The 22,098-nt window shown below is 54.2% G+C and carries 12 protein-coding genes, 1 other RNA gene and 10 pseudogenes; 5 read left to right on the top strand and 18 right to left on the bottom strand.

What is annotated here, in order from left to right; translation table 11 throughout:
* Positions 1–19: 19 nt before the first annotated feature.
* From GPOALKHO_RS09500 to sdhE, 3 genes and pseudogenes are all read right to left on the bottom strand, one after another.
* Positions 20–930 (bottom strand): annotated as a pseudogene (locus GPOALKHO_RS09500) (site-specific tyrosine recombinase XerD).
* Between the two features lie 707 nt (positions 931–1,637).
* A complete protein-coding gene (locus GPOALKHO_RS09495) occupies positions 1,638–1,709 on the bottom strand; it encodes a hypothetical protein (protein ID WP_406703482.1) in 72 nt (23 codons plus the stop codon).
* Between the two features lie 55 nt (positions 1,710–1,764).
* Positions 1,765–2,030, bottom strand: a pseudogene (sdhE, locus tag GPOALKHO_RS09490) (FAD assembly factor SdhE).
* 211 nt (positions 2,031–2,241) lie between these two features.
* Between sdhE and ygfZ the strand changes: the two are divergent.
* Positions 2,242–3,228 carry a tRNA-modifying protein YgfZ gene (ygfZ, locus tag GPOALKHO_RS09485; RefSeq protein ID WP_406702289.1) on the top strand — a complete coding sequence of 329 codons (987 nt, stop codon included), beginning with the start codon at positions 2,242–2,244 and terminating at the stop codon, positions 3,226–3,228.
* Positions 3,229–3,310: 82 nt separating this feature from the next.
* Here ygfZ and GPOALKHO_RS09480 read toward each other — a convergent pair whose 3' ends face one another.
* Positions 3,311–3,961: a hemolysin III family protein gene (locus tag GPOALKHO_RS09480; protein ID WP_406702288.1), complete on the bottom strand. Its 651-nt coding sequence runs from the start codon at positions 3,959–3,961 to the stop codon at positions 3,311–3,313.
* Positions 3,962–4,060: 99 nt separating this feature from the next.
* Here GPOALKHO_RS09480 and GPOALKHO_RS09475 point away from each other — a divergent pair, with 99 nt between their 5' ends.
* On the top strand, positions 4,061–4,264 hold the full coding sequence (locus GPOALKHO_RS09475) for a hypothetical protein (RefSeq protein WP_406702286.1): 204 nt from the start codon (positions 4,061–4,063) through the stop codon (positions 4,262–4,264).
* A gap of 609 nt (positions 4,265–4,873) precedes the next feature.
* Here the strand turns inward: GPOALKHO_RS09475 and GPOALKHO_RS09470 are convergent.
* From GPOALKHO_RS09470 to pepP, 8 genes and pseudogenes are all read right to left on the bottom strand, one after another.
* Positions 4,874–6,259 (bottom strand): annotated as a pseudogene (locus GPOALKHO_RS09470) (hypothetical protein); the annotation flags it as partial.
* Positions 6,250–6,435, bottom strand: coding sequence for a hypothetical protein (locus GPOALKHO_RS09465; RefSeq protein ID WP_406702284.1), 186 nt, complete (start codon positions 6,433–6,435; stop codon positions 6,250–6,252). The pseudogene GPOALKHO_RS09470 and the gene GPOALKHO_RS09465, both read right to left, overlap by 10 nt.
* 60 nt (positions 6,436–6,495) lie before the next feature.
* Positions 6,496–6,678, bottom strand: a pseudogene (locus GPOALKHO_RS09460) (hypothetical protein).
* A 390-nt stretch (positions 6,679–7,068) separates the two neighbouring features.
* Positions 7,069–7,244 (bottom strand): annotated as a pseudogene (gene gcvT, locus GPOALKHO_RS09455) (glycine cleavage system aminomethyltransferase GcvT); the annotation flags it as partial.
* A pseudogene (locus GPOALKHO_RS09450) lies at positions 7,213–7,581 on the bottom strand (hypothetical protein); the annotation flags it as partial. The pseudogenes gcvT and GPOALKHO_RS09450, both read right to left, overlap by 32 nt.
* A 211-nt stretch (positions 7,582–7,792) precedes the next feature.
* Positions 7,793–9,010 carry an FAD-dependent 2-octaprenylphenol hydroxylase gene (gene ubiI, locus GPOALKHO_RS09445; RefSeq protein ID WP_406702283.1) on the bottom strand — a complete coding sequence of 406 codons (1,218 nt, stop codon included), beginning with the start codon at positions 9,008–9,010 and terminating at the stop codon, positions 7,793–7,795.
* A 33-nt stretch (positions 9,011–9,043) separates the two neighbouring features.
* The gene (ubiH, locus tag GPOALKHO_RS09440; protein ID WP_406702281.1) at positions 9,044–10,222 is read right to left on the bottom strand and encodes a 2-octaprenyl-6-methoxyphenyl hydroxylase; all 1,179 of its coding nucleotides are present in this window, start codon (positions 10,220–10,222) and stop codon (positions 9,044–9,046) included.
* Positions 10,219–11,538 (bottom strand): Xaa-Pro aminopeptidase, encoded by a 1,320-nt coding sequence (pepP, locus tag GPOALKHO_RS09435; protein WP_406702280.1) that lies wholly within the window; start codon positions 11,536–11,538, stop codon positions 10,219–10,221. The genes ubiH and pepP overlap by 4 nt, the downstream gene beginning before the upstream one ends.
* A 758-nt stretch (positions 11,539–12,296) precedes the next feature.
* On the opposite strand from pepP, the gene zapA reads away from it, so the two are divergent.
* Together zapA and ssrS are read left to right on the top strand one after the other, a co-directional pair.
* Complete coding sequence (gene zapA / locus GPOALKHO_RS09430) at positions 12,297–12,626, top strand: cell division protein ZapA (protein WP_406702279.1); 330 nt, start codon at positions 12,297–12,299, stop codon at positions 12,624–12,626.
* Between the two features lie 48 nt (positions 12,627–12,674).
* Positions 12,675–12,839, top strand: a non-coding RNA gene (gene ssrS, locus GPOALKHO_RS09425) — 6S RNA.
* Between the two features lie 440 nt (positions 12,840–13,279).
* Here the strand turns inward: ssrS and GPOALKHO_RS09420 are convergent.
* Positions 13,280–14,295, bottom strand: a pseudogene (locus tag GPOALKHO_RS09420) (NAD(P)-dependent oxidoreductase); the annotation flags it as partial.
* 306 nt (positions 14,296–14,601) lie between these two features.
* Positions 14,602–15,258 (bottom strand): ribose-5-phosphate isomerase RpiA, encoded by a 657-nt coding sequence (gene rpiA, locus GPOALKHO_RS09415; RefSeq protein WP_406702278.1) that lies wholly within the window; start codon positions 15,256–15,258, stop codon positions 14,602–14,604.
* Positions 15,259–15,423: 165 nt separating this feature from the next.
* On the opposite strand from rpiA, the pseudogene GPOALKHO_RS09410 reads away from it, so the two are divergent.
* Positions 15,424–16,235: pseudogene (locus GPOALKHO_RS09410) on the top strand (ArgP/LysG family DNA-binding transcriptional regulator).
* 185 nt (positions 16,236–16,420) lie between these two features.
* Here GPOALKHO_RS09410 and GPOALKHO_RS09405 read toward each other — a convergent pair.
* The 4 genes and pseudogenes from GPOALKHO_RS09405 to pgk all read right to left on the bottom strand — a co-directional run bounded on the left by GPOALKHO_RS09405 (position 16,421) and on the right by pgk (position 21,083).
* A pseudogene (locus GPOALKHO_RS09405) lies at positions 16,421–16,910 on the bottom strand (SIMPL domain-containing protein).
* A 1,185-nt stretch (positions 16,911–18,095) separates the two neighbouring features.
* Positions 18,096–18,378 (bottom strand): annotated as a pseudogene (locus tag GPOALKHO_RS09400) (mechanosensitive ion channel family protein); the annotation flags it as partial.
* A gap of 351 nt (positions 18,379–18,729) precedes the next feature.
* Positions 18,730–19,806, bottom strand: a complete 1,077-nt coding sequence (gene fbaA / locus GPOALKHO_RS09395) for a class II fructose-bisphosphate aldolase (RefSeq protein WP_406702277.1) — start codon at positions 19,804–19,806, stop codon at positions 18,730–18,732.
* Positions 19,807–19,919: 113 nt separating this feature from the next.
* Positions 19,920–21,083: a phosphoglycerate kinase gene (pgk, locus tag GPOALKHO_RS09390; RefSeq protein WP_406702276.1), complete on the bottom strand. Its 1,164-nt coding sequence runs from the start codon at positions 21,081–21,083 to the stop codon at positions 19,920–19,922.
* Positions 21,084–22,098 lie beyond the last annotated feature (1,015 nt).

Below are 22,098 nucleotides of genomic sequence, written 5' to 3'. Positions count from 1 at the left end.
TTCAGTTCAATTCCACCGCTCAAGCGCGGGGATGATGCCGCTGATGGATAATATTCAGCCGCTCGGTGGCGACATGGGTGTAGATCTGCGTCGTCGAAAGATCGCCATGTCCAAGCAGCAACTGCACAACGCGCAAATCCGCCACGTGGTTCAGTAAATGGGTCGAAAAGGCGTGTCGCAGCACATGTTGGGAAACCCGCTTGCTGTAATGCCCGCCAGGAAGGCATAATGTTTGATGCGATGTCAGAGCGCCTGGCGGGTCATTTTGCGGCTGCGGTTGATGAGGAACAAAATGTCCAGACTTTGACAATGGGTCAGCGCCGGACGGCCGTGTTCCAGATAATATTCAGTCCAGTATACCGCCTCTTCCCCAGTGGTACTAGCCGTTCCTTATCCCCTTTACCAATCACCCGCACCACGCCTTGTTGAAGACTCACGTCCGATATAGTCAGCCCAACCAGCTCTGACACGCGCAAACCAGTGGCATAGAGTACCTCCAGCATGGTCTTATCGCGGAGCTCGACGGGATCGGAAATTGTCGGCGCCGCCAGTAAATCGCCGACCTGCGCCTCGCTGAGATCCTCAGGCAAACGCTGCGGCCATTTGGGCGCCGAAATACCGGCGCTGGGATCGTCGGTGCGCAGTTTTTCCCGGTACAGATACTGAAAAAACTGGCGCGTAACACTAAGTAGTCTGGCGGAACTGGTGGCTTTATAGCCATGATCGAAGCGATCAGCAAGAAAGGCCTGCAAATCCACCGCGCTCGCGCTCAGGCAGTCGCGCTACTAGCGCCATAGCCAGGTCGAGCGCCTGCAGGTCAAGACGATAGGAGGCCGCGGAGCTCGACGGGAAGCGTGTTTTCCGCAAGATTGCGTTCAAGCCGTAGGGCACAAGAAACTGCTCAATAATGACGTCATCCGGTTGTTCCATATCTGACTCCTGCATGGGGCGGCAGACGACATTATGCCTGACATACCGTCAAATCTGGTACACTTGATGCTATTAGGTTGTTTGCAAGAGTAACATGAGAGATGAAAGTCGGTTTATCTTATTGGCCCCAACACCTGCTATACCGAGATGGCCGCAGAGAAAATCCGCGATATTCTCGGAGCGGAGCCGGCAGATCTGCACAACCCAAAGACGTCCCGGTACAGCACATGGTGGACCTGCGCGGTAAAGTTATCGCGCTCTACGGTATGAGAGATTAAGTAAGTGACGGCGAATGTTTGGATCGCTTGGCTACCTTCACGATGTTCTGCAACCGCTGGAGGCGCCGGCTTCATCGGCTACTGGCCTGGCGCTGGATGAAGCAAATACAATTTAAGCGAGCAGCGGTTGCAACAGTAGTGCGAGCAGATTCTGACAGAAATGGCAGCGCCATTGTAACCCCGCGACAGTGGCGGGTTTGCCGCCCCACCTCCACGCTAAGGCCATGTCTGTTGCGCCAGAAGCTGGCGCAGGTGGCGTATTCCCAACCATCCATGCTGTCGCCGCCAGCCACAGACGCCAGCTGAGCGGTACATCGCGCCCTTAAGCATCCAGGCTTGAGTAAAAGTCCACTCCTCTCGATGATATTGAATACTGCTGTCGCCACCAGCAACCAGCAGGATATGATATTGCGTTGACTGCGGACGCACTCATACCAGCACCAACGTCAACCATACCAGCCTGCAATTCCTCGGACAGAGAGAAAACAGAATCAGCATTATCAGGATCCCGTAAAACGCCAGCGAGCAAAACTGAGTTCGCCAAGAGACCCGAATATCACATTACAAAAGGGTCGCGGGCTTTGTTTCGCGTTTGTATCATTGAGATAGTTTGCTGAAATTCACGATCGTCAGGCTGACCGTGATCCATTAGCCGGTTAAACAGATCGGCATCGTCACACTCCAGCAGTCGGGCAAAACGCCGCTGGTCCTGGTCATCAAGGGCGTCAAATCCTGTTCAAAGAACGGCATAATGGTGATATCCAGCTCGTGCATGCCGCGTCGGCAGGCCAAATGGATCCGTGCTTTATTGGTGATATCCACGCTTTACTTTATACTCATAAACCCTATGCACTGCGGCTAGTTTACCTCGTTTTGTCCTGACATATGAGATAAAACAATATATTTCGACATGTTCTGCGCGCTTTATTTCGCACCGGACGCATATCGCCAAAACCTAAGGCAGGATCCACTTGCAAACCTCAAGCGGTCTTTTACCATTAGATCATTGTCAGACTACTGAATAGGGCCTTCTATGTCATCTCAAGTTTTTTTCCCTCCGCGTTTGCCATCGCCCTCCAGCCATCTGCCGCTGACGCTCATTTCACTGGAGGATTGGGCGTTGATTACCCTGAATGGGCCGGACAGCGTTAAGTATTTACAAGGCCAGCTGACCTGCGATGTGGCCTCGTTGGAGGCTGATTGCTTCAGCTTTGCCGCCCATTGCGATGCCAAGGGCAAAATGTTCAGTCATCTGTGCGTCTTTCATCACAAAGATGGCATGGCCTTAATCGAACGGCGCAGCGTGCGCGATTGTCAGCTCACGGAATTAAAAAAGTATGCCGTTTTCTCCAAAACCACCATCGCAGCTGATGACGAGGCGGTATTACTCGGCGTAGCGGGTTTTCAAGCGCAGGCGGCGCTCGGCGGACTTTTCGCTAGCGTCCCCAATGCGGCGCATTCGGTGGCGCATCACCAGAACACAACGCTGCTCTTTTTCAATTTGCCGGCGCCGCGCTTTCTGCTTATCACCACGCCAGCGGTGTGCGACGCGCTGCAACATAAGCTGGAGGGACATGTCCAGCTAAACGACAGTCGGCAATGGCTGGCGTTGGATATCGAGGCGGGCTATCCGGTTATCGACAGCGCCAACGGCGCGCAGTTCATCCCGCAGGCGGCCAATGTCCAGGCATTGGACGGCATTAGTTTTAATAAAGGTTGCTATGCCGGTCAGGAAATAGTGGCGCGCGCCAAGTATCGCGGCGCCAATAAACGCGCCATGTACTGGCTGTCGGGCAAAGCCGGCCATCTTCCCGCTGCCGGCGATGATTTGGAGCTCAAACTTGGCGACAATTGGCGGAGAACCGGTACGGTGCTGGCGGCCTGTCAGCTGGCAGATAGTAGCGTCTGGATACAAGCGGTGCTGAATAACGATCTGGCGCCTGATAGCCAGCTACGGGTACGCGACGACGCCGTCGGCGCGTTGGCCGTACGTTCGCTGCCATACGTTATCGGCGAGTGACCTGCTGCGCGCTTCGAGGTGCCCGACACGGGAAAGTGGCTCCGGTAATTTACGCAGCGGGTGAATAGGTATGGTCGGTGAGTCAGGCAACAAACAAATAGATGGCCAAAAAGTGACAAACGGTTCCTCCCAACACAAAGCTATGCCATATCGCATGGTTAAACGGTATTCGATCTAAGACGTAAAACACCACGCCCAGCGAGTAAACCACGCCTCCCGCCGCTAGTAGCGCCACCCCACCCGCAGGTAAACGTTGCATCAGTTGATAAATGACCACCAGCGATAACCAGCCCATGGTTAAATAGGTGATGATGGAGATAACGCGAAAGCGATGCGTAAACACCAGTTTAAGCAGGACACCCGCCGCCGCCATCACCCAGATGACCACCATCAGCCATTTGGCCAGCGGCGAAGCCAGACCTATCAATAAAAACGGCGTATAGGTGCCGGCGATCAACAGGTAAATCGCGCAGTGGTCGACCTTTTTCAGCCAGCGTTTTGCTGGTGAATGGGGAATGGAGTGGTAAAGCGTCGAAGCCAGATACAACAGGATCATACTGCCGCCATAAAGGCTGTAGCTGGTCACCGCAAGCGCGGTGGCTCCGGTTTTGCCGGCCTGATGAAGCATGAGAACTAGACTAATAATACCGAAGATCACTCCCACGCCGTGACTGACGCTATTAGCTATCTCTTCTGCCAAGGAGTAGCTTTTTGCTAATGGTTTGTTTCTCATGGTTTATCTTACCTCCGCTTGATGATGCGTTCGTCCACGCGTAGTGTATAGGGTAATCAACAGTCTATTCGGTGTACATATTGTACGCTGAAATAAACCGTGAGAAATTGTAAAGGCGCAAGGCTCGCCGTTCATGGCGCGGCTATTCCGGTCGAATTCACGGGTGAATTGTCCTACACTAGGCCAGTCAAATGGATTATGCCGGAGAATCTGATAGCCGCAACACCACCCGCGCTGGCTTTCGGCGAACTGACCGAAGTCGTCGCTTTCTTAATCGAAATTGATAATCCTCAAAGCATATAACGCCGCACCAAAGCACTTGGTACCTAACGACAGGAGAACACCGCGGAGCACAGTTGGCACCTTTGCGGTCGCGGTGATGAACTTTGTCTTCTATGCCGACGGCGGAGTCGATATCACTCGCGTAACTCTGCGCCGGCGGCGTGCTGGTTTATGATCTCGCAGGGCTCGAGGCGGTTCACGCGATGGAAGCAAAGGCGACACAGCGGCTGCTTTGGCTGCTACCGACAAAGCAGCATCGCCAGTTTCATAAACTGTGGCTGTCATAAATTGTGACTGGAGTATGAGAGCGGGCGAAACCCCTAGCGCTTGTTTCGAGAATGGCATTACTCTCGAATAGGTGCTAAGGCGCAATGCGTTATCGCCGATGTCTATCTGGCGCTGTGGACGCATCTCAGCCTTAACTGCACAAGCATAGCGGCAAGGCTGGCTAAAATAACACCGCGACCAACGGCACCCTCACCGAACAATGTTTATTGGCGGCATACCGAGCACAGGGCGCCGCTTGGCGGTGGGTTTTCGGCGGACCGGGACTGCGGCTACAGGAGTAATGTTAATCGCTCTATGCCGGCAGGTTTGCGCGCGGCACCCATCGGAGCATAGCCATGACGCTTAGGCATAATCGCCGATGGGTACGCAGGAACAAAACAGATTGCGGGCGCCGTAAACATCGCCAACCACTTCACCGCCGGCCCATACCCGACTGGGAATGCCGCAACCTACCGATCGTACGAATACCACCACTCGCTGGCCAGCTCACACTAGGTATGGGGCGCGTTCGTCAGCGGGTTATCGTCCGATAACCAGATGCCGTCCACCAGCCGATGGATTTCGGCGCGGATTGCAAGAGCGATCGAACTCCGGCAAACTGTTCGATTCGGCGGCCTCAACCATCAGCGCACCGACCACCTGGAAAGACATAGCGGTAACGTGAAAACCATAGTTGATCAAGCGTTTAGCTATATCCATTTCGCTAATGTCGGTGGCCTCTTTCAGCGGTCGAAGTCCAGGATACATTCGTGAGCCACGCGGCCGTCACGTCCGGTAAACAGCACCGGATAAGCCTGCTGCAATCGGCTGGCGATATAATTGGCGTTATAATACTTCCCGCCAATCATACGGATATACTGATGGGTAAGATCGAGACGCTGCCGAACGGCGCGGTGCTGATGGCACCCTGCGGATTAAAACGCCGTCCAGTCCACCACCGAATGACCGGGGACGAACGGAGACAGATGCACCTTCAGATGCGGTACATCGTTGCTGATATCGTCCAGATGGACCTGCCTGCCGTGTTGGTGGACAATCTGGCACGCATCACGGATGGTTTCTTCATAGATACCATGGATCGAGGGGTAGGTCGCCGTAATGCAAGACAGTTGCTCGCCTGCCTACTCGGCCTTGGCGCGCAAATTGTGCGCATCAGTGTTGCCATTCTTATCGCAGATCTTATCGCAGACCACCACGGTGACTGACATGTCGGCCATCTGCGCCGACGCCGAGTTGGTACCGTGGGCCGAGCTCAGGATAAGAAAAACATGGCGCTCGCCTGGATTACAGCTTTTATGATAACGGCGAATTGCCAGCTGACAGGAATATGCGCTCTGTGCATGCGGCCGAACTCAGGCACCCAGGGCGAAATATGCCGGTCAGCTGGATAGGCCAGCGCATAATTGGGCGATCATTTGCCGGCATCCAACCGCCCGCTCCGCAGGGCAGAAAGGATTCGGCTCGACGAATTCCGGCTAAGTGATGGGGATCATTTCGGCGGCGTTATGGCTTCATTGTACAGGATTCGAGCAGGATCATCGCCTGGTTAAGCTCCAGATCCTTGTGCTCCAACCGATGCATACGACTAGCGGTGGCTGAAGCCCCTGGACCGTGATAGACTGCATACAGACCGGCGATATTGTCCAACAACACCTGTGAAGTATGAGTATTCGAGTTCGCTTTCTCGCGGCTAATATGCTGCTCGCACATCTGCATCGCTACGCGCAGTACGATATGCTGGCGGCGTTAATCCGCTCGGCATGGCGCGCTATCTCATCGTGGGTAGCGAACGCCGCCGCGTACGGACAGCCGTACCCCATCGGCACACCGAAACGCTGCGACGAACCGAACGCCACATCTACCCCCTGCGAGCCGAGCGTGGCCACTAGTACTAGTGAGAGCATATCCGCCACCACGCAGTTGATAATTTTCGGCTGTTTAGCTCGGCAATGAGCGCGCGATAGTCATGTAGCTTGCCGGTGAACATGTTGTAATAACACGCCGAAGAGATCAGACTGCTCGAGCGCCATGGCTTCAATCGCAGCAGTGGTTTCATCCAGCAGCGAGACGGAAGCGATGTCCAGGCCCGTTAGACCCGGCGTCAGCTATTGAAAATTGAGTAGCGCTTCAGGCTGCCCATGAGATATCTCTGGCTGATAGGGTGTGTGGTGGTGTACGAGTTCGGATTTTTCAGTATATTGCGCAGGATAACGGGCGGCGTTACCACCGCGCTTAGCCCATGCCGATAAAGAATTTGTAGAGCTAACTCTGACTGGCGATAGCCTTTAGCTCGGCCAGCGTCTGCACTTCTGTCGCCGTCTCGCCCACGGCGGGCGCCACGGCAAACTGAATGTCCGCCGGCACGTTTAGGCAATAAGCTAAGCAATGCCCGGGAATCACTGCCCACGGCGGCGAGCATATAACACCCACTCGTAGGAGGGATACCTTAATTCTGTCGGCACATTGCTCATCACCATTCTCACCATAACAAAGTTAGTTATTGCACAACCACTCCGCCAGCGTGCACAGCATCGGGTTTAAACAGGCATTTCGCAGCTGCAAATTAACACGATCGCCTGCCGGCCGTACCGGCCGGCACTCGTGCCAGCACAATGCTGATGCCTAAGGTGGGCGACAACGAGCCGCTAGTGATGATGCCTTGCTACACATTGCCGGAGGTGTCGGTGAAATGGATCGGCGGGCCATTGCACAATTATCACCCAGACATAAGCGTTGAGCATGCCGGCGTAAGCGCCTTACCAGGTACCGTCAGCTTGGCGAGATTATTGACAAGCAGATGGCGCAGAAACTATGGGTGCGCACGGCCCAGCTAAGTCGACAATGGTCATGTGGGATGCGTCGAACATGCTGGCATCGCGCCGCACCTGATGGTGTTCATCCAGTTGGGAACCATAGTTGAACGGCATCAACCAGCTGAGGAAATTCACTATTTTAGCGCAGCACGCCAAGCCTTTGCCCGGACGGTAAAGGGGGCTGACGCAAAGAATGCCTTTAGGCTGAACGTACCATTGAACAGTTGTGGAGACCATAACCTAAATTATCAACCGAAGGAAAAGCTACGTGCAAGGTAAGTGAAGCCAGGCGCGATATTATGCTGCATAAAAGAGGATTTCGGCGCATGAAACAGGCATCTCAACGGGTAGAAAGGAGAGTTTAATCACAAAAACCTCGCCACTGCTTTTAAATCCTGGTGGAGTCTAAGCATCGGGAAAATATAATCCAAAAGGAACGGAGAATAATTCAGTCAAAGGGCTCGGCTGCCAACCAGGCAGGTAAATCGTTCAACCCCATCGCCTGTTTGATAAAATGGGGCTTAATGCCGGGTAGCGTATCCACCAGCCGCAAACCAGCGTCGCGGACCCATTTTTTTAGAGGCTGTTGGCCGGCGAAAAGCTCGCGAAAACCTTGTATGCCCGCCAGCATCAGCGCGGCGCTGTGTTTGCGGCGGCGCTCGTAGCGCCGCAGGTAAGGGTAATGGCCGATATCTTTACCGGCTTTTCGCAGGCGCCGCACTTCTCCTAACAGTTCTGCGACATCCATGAACCCCAGGTTGACGCCCTGCCCTGCCAGCGGATGGACGGTATGCGCTGCATCCCCTACTAGCACCAGGCGGTGAGCGGCAAAATCATGTGCATAACGGCCGGTAAGCGGGAAGGTTGTTCGTTCGCCATGCAGCTCGCATAACCCCAGCGCCAGACTGAAATTCATGCCCACCGCGGCGTTGAAGGCCTCGGTGGGCGCCGTCAGGCGCTCTTGCGCCGCCGACGGCGGCAGCGACCAGACAATAGAACTTAAATGCGGGTCGCTTAGAGGCAAAAACGCCAGAATACCGTCACCATGAAACGTTTGTCGGGCGATATTGCTATGAGGCCGAGCAGTGCGCACGGTTGCCACCAACGCATGATGCTGGTAGTCCCAAAAAGTCAACGGGATATTGGCATGAGTCCGCAGCCAAGAGCACGCGCCGTCCGCCGCAACGACCAATCGGGCAGTTAGCATCCGGTCGTCGTCAAGGGTGATAAAGGCTTCATTGTCACCCCAGGCCACCTGGCGCAGTGTAGCAGGGGCTATCAGCATTACCTCGACCGATTGCTCCACGCAGCGCCATAATGCCTGCTGAATAACTGGATTTTCAATGACATGACCCAGCTCGGGATAGCCAAGTTCGGCACCGTCGAAAGTGATACGCCCAAAACTGTCCCGCTCCCAGACTTCTATACTCCGATAAGGATTGGCGCGCTGCGCGGTGATGTCCTCCCAGACCTGCACATGCTGCAACAAACGCCGACTGGCAGCATTGATAATGGAAACCCGCAACGCAGGCTGTTCAGCAGGGGGAATCGCTTCCGGCCCTTGGCGCTCGATAACCGCCACGCGCAAGCCTGCCCCCTTCAGGCCGCAGGCCAGAGTCAGGCCAACCATACCGCCGCCGCTAATCACGATATCAAATGCTTGCATAGAGCTTAATGGATCCTTGCTTCCGGGTCGGGGTCAACGAGGCACCCAACCCAGCGTTTTACGCGCCAGCGCATCGCGCAGCGACGGAATATGGGCCATGGCTAGCAGCCCAAGATTGCGGCCCACCACTAACGGCAGGTGACGATTGGCGAACAGATGAATCAGCCCGTCAGTGATGCCAACGGTACCAGCCTGATCCGGCCGACGACGACGTTGGTAGCGGGTTAGCACGGCGTAATCGCCGATATCCTCTCCTTGCGCCGCAGCCTGCGTCAGCGTTTCCGCCAGTGTCATCACATCGCGCAACCCTAGGTTAAATCCCTGACCGGCAATTGGGTGCAACGTTTGCGCGGCATTGCCCACTAGCGCCAGGCGGTGGGCAATATGCCGCTCGGCCGTGCACAGCCGCAGCGGGTAACACTGACGCTCGCCGGCGGCGGTAATACGGCCGAACCGCCAGCCAAACGCCTGCTGCAACGCTTGGCAAAATCGCCTCTCGTCCCAATCGGCAATGTCCTGTTTATGCGCAGCTGGCAGGCACCACACCAGCGAACTGCGCGCGCTGGACATGGGCAGCAACGCCAGCGAGCCATGAGGGGTAAACCGCTCGAACGCGTCACCGCCGTGCGGCACGGCGGTGCTGATATTGGCGATAACCGCAATTTGCTGATAATCCCGCTGCCGCCAGCGCATGCCGCATTGCGCCGCCAACGACGAGCACGAGCCGTCCGCCGCCACCATCAGTTGTGCGTTGAGCTCAACGCCATTATCTAAGGTAATGATTGTCTCTTCGCGCTCGCGCCTGAGGCGCGTGAGCATCGCCGGACAATGCAGCCGCACACCGGGGGCCTGGCGTAGCAAATCGAATAGCCGTTTACCGGCCGCATGCAGTTCCACGACATAGCCTAGCGCCGGCAGCTGATAGTCGTCGGTCGCAATCTGAACTTTACCAAGATGCCCTTTGTCGCTCACCTCCACCCGGGTAATGGCAGTAGCGCAGGATGCCAGCGCCGGCCAGACGCCGATGGTGGTCATCTCGCGGCAGGTCCTCTGCGCCAGCGCGACAGCGCGGGCGTCGAAGCCCGGATGATCGCGGCTTCCCGGCGTCCGCACCTCCACCAGATCGATTTGCAGCGTGCCACGACTCAGATGCGAAAGCGCTAGCGCTAATGTCGCGCCAGCCATGCCGCCGCCGATAATGGTGACACTCATCCTGTGCGCGCCGCCGCCATAAGGGCTTCAATCGCCTCGGCCTCTTTGACGATCGATGAGGTGAGATTTTCATTACCAACGGCGGTAATCACGATGTTATCCTCAATGCGAATGCCGATACCGCGGTAGACAGGAGGTACATCGGCGTCGCTGGCAATATAGATACCCGGCTCGATTGTCAGTACCATACCTGACTCCAGCGCCCGGCTACGCGCTGAGGAGCCATAATTACCGACGTCGTGAACGTCAAGCCCCAGCCAATGGCTTAGTCCATGCATAAAGAATTGCCGGTGCGCCTGTTCAGCGATGAGCGCCTCAACCTCCCCCTTCATGACACCCATTTGCACCAGGCCGGTGACCATAATGCGCACAACCTTTTCATTCACCTCCTGAATACTGCGACCCGGGCCATAAAGCTCAATGGCACAGTTAAGCATTGCCAAGACCAGGTCATAAATCGCGCGCTGTTCCGGCGAGAAGCGGCCATTAACCGGAAAGGTGCGGGTGATATCCCCGGCGTAGCCCTGATATTCACAGCCGGCGTCGATCAACACCAGATCGCCGCTTTTCATCTTAGAGGCATTTTCGATGTAGTGCAAAATGCAGCCGTTTTCACCACTGCCGACAATGGTGTTGTAAGACGGAAAGCGCGCGCCGTGGCGATTAAATTCATGCTGGATCTCGCCTTCCAACTGATACTCGTACATGTTGGGTCGGCATTGCTGCATGGCGCGGGTATGCGCCAAAGCGGTAATTTCACAGGCGCGGCGCATTACTGCCAGTTCCTCTTTGGATTTTAGCAGTCGCATGTCGTGCACCCAGGGCCGCCAATCCACCAGCGTGGCCGGTACCTGCAATTGCTGACGCGCGCCGCTGCGCAATTTATCCAGAGCGTTGAACAGCAATGTGTCGGCAAAATCGTATTCACCTTGCGCATGATAAACCACGTCCAGGCCGTTAAGTAGTAGATGCAATTGGCCGCCGATATCGTCCCAGGGGAGCGCTCGGGAAACCCCTAGGCGCTCCGGCGCCGCCCCCTGACCTAGGCGGCGGCCGGTCCAGATTTCGGCGGTTTTATCGCGTACCTGATTAAATAATACGCTGTGATGATAACTTTGGTCGCTTTTGATCAGCATCAACATCGCCTGTGGCTCGTTGAAGCCGGTGAAATACCAGAAATCACTGCTTTGCCGATAGGGATACCCGCTATCGGCGCTACGTGCCGCCTCAGGGGCGGCAAAGATCAGCGCGGCGCTTCCCGGGGCCATTTTTGCCAGCAATCCTTGACGACGCCGAGTGTATTCTTGTGGTGTCATCGCTCTCTCCAGCCTGGTTAATATGCTCGGCTTCTTTGCCGTGGCCAACACGCCATACGCAAGGCCGGCGTTGACGTTAATGTAATGCCGGACCGGCTGGCGTGGGCACCGCGTCGTCATTCGGACGGGTAAAATCATTATGGCAAAGTATGGCAGCCATGTGGACATTTCCATCACTTCCTCCAGCGATTGCGCCAACGCCTCGCGATCTTCGTCCTCGTCATGCCCCAACTGGAACGAATGTTGTGCAAATCATCTATCGTCTAGCGCACATCGCCCAGCACCTTGTCCAGCTGCGGCTAAACCACAAAACGGTTTACCGAGCCGGCCAGAGCATCGTCGTCCGCCGGCAGCAATAGTTGAAGTTGGAATGATGCATCCGCCAGCGCGCTGGCGGATGGCCTGGTACAGATCGCGCAGCGGCGCGGCGAATGTTTGGCTGAACACCAACCCGTCGTTGGTCAATTCATGCACTAACACCCGCCAACTGTCGTTATTGTTACTGCCACATATATTCCGATCAGCAATCCATCATCTCCGCAACGATTAATACCGCCGTCTGATTTTGTTTAGACATGTGCTTTCACTAATGTTGGCGGGATAAGTTCGTGTTATGCTACCATCAAGGTCTGTCGCTATACCAGAAAGGGCTTGTAACTTCTATTTTAGATAGATTATAGTTGCTTCCCTTCGCACCACTGCTGCTATTACGCGGCAGTGGTGGGGTTGGCGCGGTAACAAAGACAGGAAGGTGGGGTATGTCCGCACAACCGGTAGATATTCAAATTTTTGGCCGTACATTACGGGTCAATTGTCCCCCGGAGCAACAGGAAGCGTTGAACCAGGCTGCGGAAGATCTTAATCAGCGGTTACAAGATCTGAAAGTTCGAACTAGAGTCAGCAATACGGAACAGCTTGTTTTCATCGCCGCCCTTAACGTCTGTCACGAATTGGCGCAGGAAAGGTTGAAAACCCGGGATTATGCAGCCAACATGGAACAACGCATTCGTTTACTGCAGCAAACGATTGAGCAGGTGCTGGTTAAACAGGGCCGTATAACAGAACGACCGGGAAACCAGTTAGAATGATGACGTGCGCATCGCGGGGCCGATACTAATACCCGCGGGCTGGAAACCAAATTTCTGAGGTGTTCGCCAGCTGGTCAGTTCCTAGGGCGAATGTGGCGATTCCTGACCGGCGCGCATGCTCGGCTCGCACGAGAAGTCTTAAGGTCTCGACGCTGCGTTCACCCTGAACCAAGGGTTCAGGGGTTACAGCCCGCGGGGCATCTCGGAGATCCCCTAGTTAAGCGCCGTTTCCCCGTGACCTCGTCAATGGAAAATCGCTGCTGCGGCAGTCGATACGCGACACATTCGCCCGCTGCGCCGCGCGCTGTCGTCCAAAAAATCGAACTCCGCCATCCGTGTTGAACCGTTTGCGTATCCGCGAGCTCCGGCTAGATATCGCTACGGCTTGGATGTGTATGCTGTTCACGCCGCTGGTTGCGTTCAATGCGCAGGGACAGCTCTGGGTATGGACGATAGCTTGTATGGCTGCACACGCCATAGCACTGTAGGCCACTGGTTGGCTTTATCTTATCGAACTGGCGCACGATTATCAGAAGGTAGCGGTTCCGCTGCCGCTGGAAGAGTGGGATATTGGACTTCTGGAAATTATTACCCCCTTCCGCCACTGGCGATAGTATGACGCCCATGTCGCGGCGCGATATCTTTCCGCCGCCCGCTTCTATATCGATGACCACATAACCAATTTCCGGCGCCGTCTGCAAATATTGCGCGGCGATGTTGATTCCCTGCTCGGCGAAAACCTTGTTGATTTGAGTCTTCGCTATGCTCCGGCAGCGACACTTCAGGGAAATTGACCGTCGACAAAGTGGAACCCTTATCAGAATACTTCGCTAATTTGCCGGCCTCTTCTTATTCTTATGTTGATATTCTCTTGGGCTCTTGAGTTGATCCGCCGATGCGCAGCGTCAGGCTTACATTGACAGCGGCGACGTGAACGGATCGCTATTGGTCGACAGCTCCTGCGGGAAAACGTCGAGCACTGCGCTGGCTAGCTGCTTTATGGCCAGCGTCTCACGCAGCTTTGCCATGTCACCACCGTCCCACGTGAGACGTTAATTCAACAGCGCACCGGCTTTGTTTTTCATGTTGCGCGTCGATAGCGTACCCGGCACATGCAGACTCACCACTTGGTTCACCCAAGTGGTTCAGCCAGCGTAGCGACCTGCTGGGCATTCCCAGAGTTAATTTGCTCTCGATATCGTAGAAAAACACCTGCATGCCCCAATTTTACTGTGCGCTTCGTAACTACCCTGTGCCTGTTTGTTCCATTGACTACGGGTGGGCCCGGGCGTTACTTCAGGGATACTACACATCATAAGTAGTATCCCCAAATACCATTTGGCCATGGAGCGCGTGTTTGGAAAAGGCGAATGAAGACCAGGACGCCACGCTTCATCGCGACCGGCAGATTCGCTTAATTGGTGCCGATACAAAAACACCCCACTGCCACCGTTTTCTCTGCCATGGCGAAACACCTTAAGCTAGATGGTGCGGGAACGAATGCCAACAGAGTGAGCGTCGCGAATCGCGTGTTTCAGCGTTTCCAATGGAATTCTTATGATACTCATATTAGTGTAACTGGCGCGTTGCAGATTTTCCAGCGCCGAGGGATGTACCCCTTCCACCAACAGAAACTTAATCTTATCTTTTCCGGCGATACTTTTGCCATTTACCGATCTTTTAAGATGCGCGCAATGCGGCTGCGACACACAGCACTCCGATAAAATAACAAAACTTATAAAATAACAAAACTTACCGGTGCGGCAACCAGCATAGACGCAGAAGGTGTAGCACAAGACACGGCCATAAGGGCATATTATGGATAAATCGTCTAGCAGGGAGGACTAGGCGAAGATTTCCGACAGGCAAGCGTGAGACATGTGAAATTCATTACCCAGGGTAGAAAAATAAAACATATTATCGGCGTTTTATTAACATCGGTGGTGATCGGGTAGGCCGCGCGCCAACCTTCTGTTTAGCCGATAATTTTGACACCCTGTTCGCTGCCGATAAGCGCCACATCAGCACCGCGGCGCGCAAACAGGCCAACGGTGACGACACCAGGGATGTTATTGATTTGCTCTTCAAGCGTCACCGCATCCAGGATCGCCAGATTGTGTACATCCAGGATGATATTGCCGTTATCGGTCATCACGCCCTGGCGATAAACCGGCTGACCACCCAGGCGTACCAGTTCGCGGGCGACCCAGGCGCGGGCCATGGGGATCACCTCAACTGGAAGCGGAAATGTGCCGAGCACGTCCACCACCTTACTGGCATCAGCGATACAGATGAACTTGCGCGCCACAGCGGCAATGATTTTTTCGCAAGTCAGTGCGGCGCCGCCGCCTTTGATCATTTGCATGCTGCTGTTAATCTCATCGGCGCCATCAACATAAATGTCCAGAGCGCCTACATCATTAAGGTCAAATAAAGGAATATCCAGGTTCTTCAATTTAGCGGACGACGCCTCGGAACTGGAAATCGCCCCCTCGATTTGATGACTGACGGACCCCAGCGCGTCAATAAAATGCGCTGCGGTAGAGCCGGTCCCCACGCCTACGATCGTGCCGGGCCGGACATATTTTAGCGCGGCCCACCCCACCGCCTTTTTCAGTTCATCCTGTGTCATGGTCTATTTCTGCCCGTGGTGTATAACCCTGTGTGGTGGCCAGTATAAAGCAAACTCGAACACGCAATAGAGTAAAACTATGGCATAGTGCAGAGATATGATACTGACAGAGGAAGATGAATGAAACGTCCGGAGTATCGGATGCTCTAGGCATTTGACGCCGTAATACGAGAGCGCGGTTTTGAACACATCCGCCAGAAACTGTGTATTACCCAGTTGGTCGTGTCGCAGCGTATAAAACGATTGGGAATCTGTTTGGCCAGCTGCCCTGATACGGGCTATCCCGCCCTGCCTTCCGAGCAAGGGCAGAAGCTATTGGCGTTGCTGCATCAGGTGGAACTGCTGCGAAGAAGAGTGGCTGGGCAACGATACCCCGCTGATATCGTCACTGGCGGTCAGCGCCGATAGTCTCGAGACTTGGCTGCTGCCGGTGCTCAGGCTGGTGCTGATCCTCCATCCGGTTGAATATGCAGGTGGAAGACGAAGCCCATACTCAGGAGCAGTTGCGCCGTGGTGAGGTGGTGGTTACGGTCAGTATTCAGCGTCAACCGCTGCAAGCTGTCTGGTAGACCGCCTGTGGCGCTTAATTATCTGTTCGGCACGTTGCCGTTGTTCGCCGCCTGTTACTTTCCCAACGGCCTGACCCGCAGCGCCCTGCTTAAGGCGCCTGCGGTGGCGTTCGGTCATTTCGACGATATGCACCAGACTTTCTTGCAGTAGAATTTCGATTTTTCACCCGGCAAAGCGTGCCGTGACATATCGTAAATTCCTCAGAAGCCTTTGTTCAGCTGTCAAGGCACCACTTGCTGCATGATTTCCCATTTGCGAACGCGAACTGAGGCAGAGTGAGCTTATTCGATCTAACGCCAGGCTTGTGCAGGCACCGCTACTGGCACTGATTTGCGCTGGAAGGCCGTATGATGCGTAAAGTGACCAATACCTTGCTAGACCACGGTCAGGTCCTTCACCAGGATTGATAACGGCTCCACGCTTACCGCACGCTTACCGGACGCGCACGGCGAACGCTACTCCGCTGGTTTAACGTTTGCCAGTCCCGCGCGGCGAACGTCATCCAACATATTAAGGTTAAGGCTGCGACTTAAGGTTAAGGCTGCGACTTCATTTCAAACACGACATCTACCTGATCGTCGAGATGAATCGGCTACTGGGCGTAGGTTTGATCAGCATCAGCTGGTAATTGGTGACATGGTAGCGAATGCTGGACCCAGCGAGGCGTGGAAGCCTTCCGCCAGTGCCCGTGCCTGAGAGGTGTGTCATCTATCGCCTTCTGCCTGGCGTGGGCACAATGTTGTTCTGGGTTCACCCAGACCCACCGACAGGATTTTCGTTCAAGCCGGCTTTTAGCGCACCGTCCGGCAGTTCGTTGAGTTTATCCAGCTGGTGCAGGGTGACTTGACTTGCCGTACAGCTTTGTAACCTTTACGCAAATTGGCGGCATTGATATCTTTGCTGCCAGTGCCGTTCTTTTTTAAAGAATCGAAATATTGCACCGCGTCTTTGGAGGAGATGGACGCCTCGATAGATGGCATGGCGATAGATGGCATGGCAACATCCGGCGTCGCATCGACGGAAGAGGTCCATGAGGTGACGACATACGGCCACTGGGGAAACTTACCGGCCAATGCCGGCATGATAGAGGCTCCCAGCCCTACGATAGTGGTTAATACCAGTGCTTTTAATTAAAATACGCAGCTAAGTATATTACCCCTTTTTCCGGAAGAAAATGTTGTTTGCAGTTTTTTACCGTTACGTTTATAGCATCTCGCCGACTGACACCGAAAACATAGGTAAGTTCTGAATAAAGGAGTGCGGCACTGATCGCCTAAAACACTGCCAACGCTCTGAACATGCGCCAGCCCTGATGAAGCGGCTGGCATGCCATGCACCACATCACGATACCACGAGCCACTGAATGGCACGCTGAATGCGCAGCTGTATTGACCAGGGCACCAGTCGCACGGCAATAAGCGCAGGCTGTGAAACCAGGCCAATGAGGAGGCGCTGATTGCGCCGGCGACGCTACCGAGGATCACTACCGTATCCAGATGGACATGAGGATTGAACAAGTTGACTTCAAGAATGATCAACAGCACCCAACGCCTGCGATAGCCCGAGTATCGCCCTGCGCTAGCCGTTGCGCAAAGCGTAAAACCGTACCGCCTAGGAACAACACGCCGGCCAAGGTGATGGCCAGCAATAGCCACGGCGAACGGGTGGTAAGCGTCGTGGAACACCCCACGCAGATAAGTAGCAGGTTGCAAAATACTGCCGATGTATCCTCTGATTCATCACCATTACGTTTTGCGGCTCGATGCAATCAGGGCCATACCGAAAAATCCTTGTGAAAATGCTACATATACCGTAATTGCCGATTGTGGAGGGCGGTTTACCGACTGTCCGGCGACGATTGAAATAGAATGATCTTATCCACGACGCCTGCAGAAACGCCCACTAATCGCCTCGAGGCAAAGAGAGTTTGACGTGGTACAGCAAGGCACCCACTCCCGATCACCGGGCGTGCAGTAGCGACGTGCGGCCTTGGCCCGTTATCTGCCGTGACCGTGCACATCATATTGTCGAGCCGATTCAGGGCAGCCACCGGTATCAGCATCCGGCTACTATTGCGCTTGCTGACTCTCCTCGGCATCCCAGGAGGCGTCCGAATGGGTCGCGGTAGTGGCGAATTGCTGCCCCTGTTCGAGCTATGGCTTCGGCGTCCGGAAACGCACATCTTATCTACGGATACGGAATGCCGATATTGTGCGCATCCAGCGCCGCCTTGACTTTCTCTAGCAGGTCGAAAGTAGCGTTTTACTTGAGGCGGTCTGTACGCCTATCCGGTTCAAGGCGGCGATAAGGGCGAAGTCGCTATGCCGTAGCGCAAAATCGCCGAGACAAAATCGGCCACCGTGGCGTCAATATGCCGCGCTTTCATCATCCGATTCAAGGTGTGGGCGATAATCCGCGAGACCAGGAGACCGATAAACAGGATGATAATGGCGCGACGATATTCACCGCGTAATGAATCAGCAACTCTTGATTATTGACCAGCCAGTTACTGGCATGATTGATTTTATCTACAACGTTTATATCTTCCATATAATTTTCCGGTGTATAACAAAGGTCCCTCGGCGACAAGACAGCATTAAGCCTATACCGCAACGCCTCATCACGCCAACGAAATTAGCCCATCGGTAGAAGATACAAGATGATTCATTGAGTTTAATCATGATCTAGGCCGTTTTAAACGCCACTGTAGCGCTGTCGCGACCCGTTTAGGCGAAACATTGCCACACCCCGTCACGGTACAAAAACTGTGTTCTCCGATGGAGAGACAACTTTCCGGTGGATTGCGCGGTGGGTATCTCCCATTCCCGCGCTACGGCATGCAGCAGGCAAGCGGCACGACGCGCTGCACGTGAAGGGTACCGCCGGACGATTACATGTAGATTACAGTACGTCGATAGCGTTCAGTTCTTTAAAGGCCAGCCCTAAGCGCGTTGCCATAGATACCTGACCGGCGCGGATCCATGCGCGTGGATCGTAGAATTTCTTGTTGGGTTTATCGGCCCCTTCGGGATTGCCAAGTTGTGTCTGCAGATAACCTTCGTTTTTCTGATAATATTTCAGTATACCTTCCCACATCGCCCACTGGGTATCGGTATCAATGTTCATCTTGACCACGCCGTAGCTGACAGCCTCCTTGATTTCTTCCGGCGTAGAGCCCGAACCACCGTGGAAGACCAGATTCAAAAATTTGGCTGGGAGACCAAATCGTTCTGAAACGTATTTCTGGGAGTTATCAAGGATTTTTGGCGTCAGCTGCACGTTGCCAGGCTTGTACACGCCGTGAACATTACCGAAAGCGGCCGCAATGATGAAACGCGAGCTGATGGCATGCAGCTTTTCATAAGCATAAGCGACATCTTCCGGCTGGGTGTAAAGAGCGGAGTTGTCCGAATAGCTATTGTCAACACCGTCCTCTTCGCCACCGGTACAGCCCAACTCAATTTCCAGCGTCATGTCCAGTTTCGCCATGCGCGTCAGATACTTGGCGCTGATTTCAATGTTCTCTTCAAGCGACTCTTCAGAGAGGTCGATCATGTGGGATGAAAACAGCGGCTTGCCGGTGGCAGTATAATGCCTCTCGCCAGCATCCAGCAGTCCGTCAAGCCACGGCAGCAATTTCTTGGCGCAATGGTCAGTATGCAGAATAACGGGGATACCGTAATGCTCGGCCATATGATGCACGTGCAGCGCGCCGGACACCGCGCCCAGCACCGCAGCAGTCTGCCCCTCATCTTTCAAGCCTTTGCCGGCAATAAAAGCGGCGCCGCCGTTGGAGAACTGCACGATAATCGGCGCGCGCACCTTTGCGGCCGCTTCCAGCGCCGCATTAATGGAATCGGTGCTTACACAGTTGACGGCGGGCAGAGCAAAGTTGTTTTCTTTCGCAACAGCGAACACTTTCTGAACGTCATCACCGGTGGTGACACCTGGTTTCACAAAATCAAAAATCTTAGACATATCACTTTGTCCTGTTTTATAGGCCATTGATAAAAAGTAACTTATGCCGCGTCCCTAGTCTATGAACCAGCCACAGCAATGACGAACGCCGAGAGCGTCTATCCGCTGAATATTCACTGTTTCGCACGTTCTTCCAGCATGATCACCGCGGGAAGTTTTTTACCTTCGACGAATTCAAGGAAAGCGCCGCCGCCAGTAGAAATATAGGAGATCTGATCGGCAATGCCAAATAGGTCGATAACCGCCAGGGTGTCACCGCCGCCGGCGATAGAGAACGCCTTGCTGTCGGCGATGGCGCGCGCTACTACTTCGGTGCCTTTACGGAAATTGGCGAACTCAAACACCCCAACCGGGCCATTCCACAAAATGGTTTTGGCGTTTTTCAGAATTGCCGCCAGACGGGCGGCGGAAGCATCGCCCAAGTCCAGAATCTGCTCATTGTCCTGAATGTCTCTGACGGATTTCAAGGTGGCGATCGCGGTTTCGGAAAACTCTGTGGCGACGCGGACATCGGTCGGTACGAGGATATCGCTGCTTTCTAGCAGACGTTTGGCTTCCGAGATCAAATCGGCCTCGTAAAGCGATTTACCAACATTATGTTCCTGGGCCGCCAAGAAAGTATTGGCAATGCCACCGCCGACGATGAGCTGATCGGCAATTTTCGACAAGGAATCCAGTACGGCTAACTTGGTAGAAACTTTTGAGCCACCAACGATGGCTGCCATCGGCCGAGTCGGATTATCAAGCGCCTTGCCCAGCGCCTCAAGTTCATTAAACAGCAGCGAACCGGCGCACGCAACGGGGGCAAACTTACCCACGCCATGAGTAGAAGCCTGGGCGCGGTGAGCGGTACCGAAAGCATCCATGACGAACACGTCGCACAGCGCGGCGTATTTCTTCGCCAGAACTTCGTCATCTTTCTCTTCGCCCTTGTTAAAGCGTACGTTTTCTAGCACCACCAGTTCCTCTTCGGCGATATCCACGCCATCGAGGTAATCTTTGACCAGACGGACCGGGGATGACAATTTGCCTTTCAGATAACTCACCACTGGCTGCAAAGAAAACTCGGCGTTGTATTCCCCTTCGGTAGGACGGCCGAGATGGGAGGTCACCATAACGCGCGCGCCCTGTTTCAATGCGGCTTCGATAGTGGGTAGAGAGGCGCGGATGCGCGCATCGGAAGTCACTTTCCCGTCTTTAACCGGCACGTTCAAATCGGAACGGATAAAAACACGTTTATCAGCCAGATCAAAATCAGTCATCTTAATTACAGTCATGATGAACCCTCTTGTTTGATGCTTGCTAAATGCCTGAGTGACGGGGAAAGGCTTCCCCACACCGGACCATTAATCGCTCGCGGCCTCGCATTTAACATCTATGGGCCAGACAGAACCTTGACACGCCAGGGGATGAAACGTCGCCCTGCGGCCGCTCACCCCGATAGTCGGCGAGTAATGTATGCCAGTCTGACTAATAATTCTCTGTTATCAACTATATTATATCGCGTACCCGCTTTGCCATCCGTGCGGAAGATGAAACTGCAATCCCTCGCTGTGGTTACGCCCGCCGCGATCATCACGCCGTTGACCGAATCGATTCATTCAGAATAATCAAATATGCACTCGATAGGAATAATTTCGCTGATTTTGTGATGTAGATCTTCTTAAATGATGTAAAATTATCGCGATTGGACCATGACAATTCCGCCGATTCCGTTCTACTTTGCCGACAGCCTACTCCGCATGGTAAGTGAGCAGTCACGAGTGGGAGACAGAGGATGCCTGGGTGTGGCGGTGAGTGCGGAGTGCCGAGAGCTGGGAATGCCGGCTGGAATGCTGTAATGCCGGATGACGGGAACTGGCAAGTTCTGAACGCCGGGCCAAAACGCTGCCGGATGAAGTGTCTGCCGACGGTCGTAAAACAACGTGCTCTTGATGGCGATTACCGGGCGACCTCAGCTGAAGCTGATAACGTGTCACTGCCCTACCACACCACCAGAGTCTAATACATGAAACTGCATCGTGAGATTACGCCTGTTGCCTATAAAAATTTTAAATGCCGAGGTAAGCAATGCCTCTCCAACTGCTGCCGCGGGTGGCAATTCATATCGATAAAACCCATAAGACCCATAAGTCTGCTCATTAAATTGAAATAAAAGATATTACAGAAAACATCTCAACAGCTCAGAACAGCATGCTCATCGCCACGCTTATATCGCGTTGAAAGAGGATAGTGATTGTCATTTACTCAACCAACAAAAACCGTGCAACATTTACCTGACGCTGGATCCGA

This window comes from Sodalis sp. (in: enterobacteria) (assembly GCF_036327475.1).
Classification (GTDB): Bacteria; Pseudomonadota; Gammaproteobacteria; order Enterobacterales; family Enterobacteriaceae.
The sequence above is the reverse complement of the archived record's forward strand: the minus strand, read 5'-3'. Positions and strand labels throughout refer to the sequence as shown.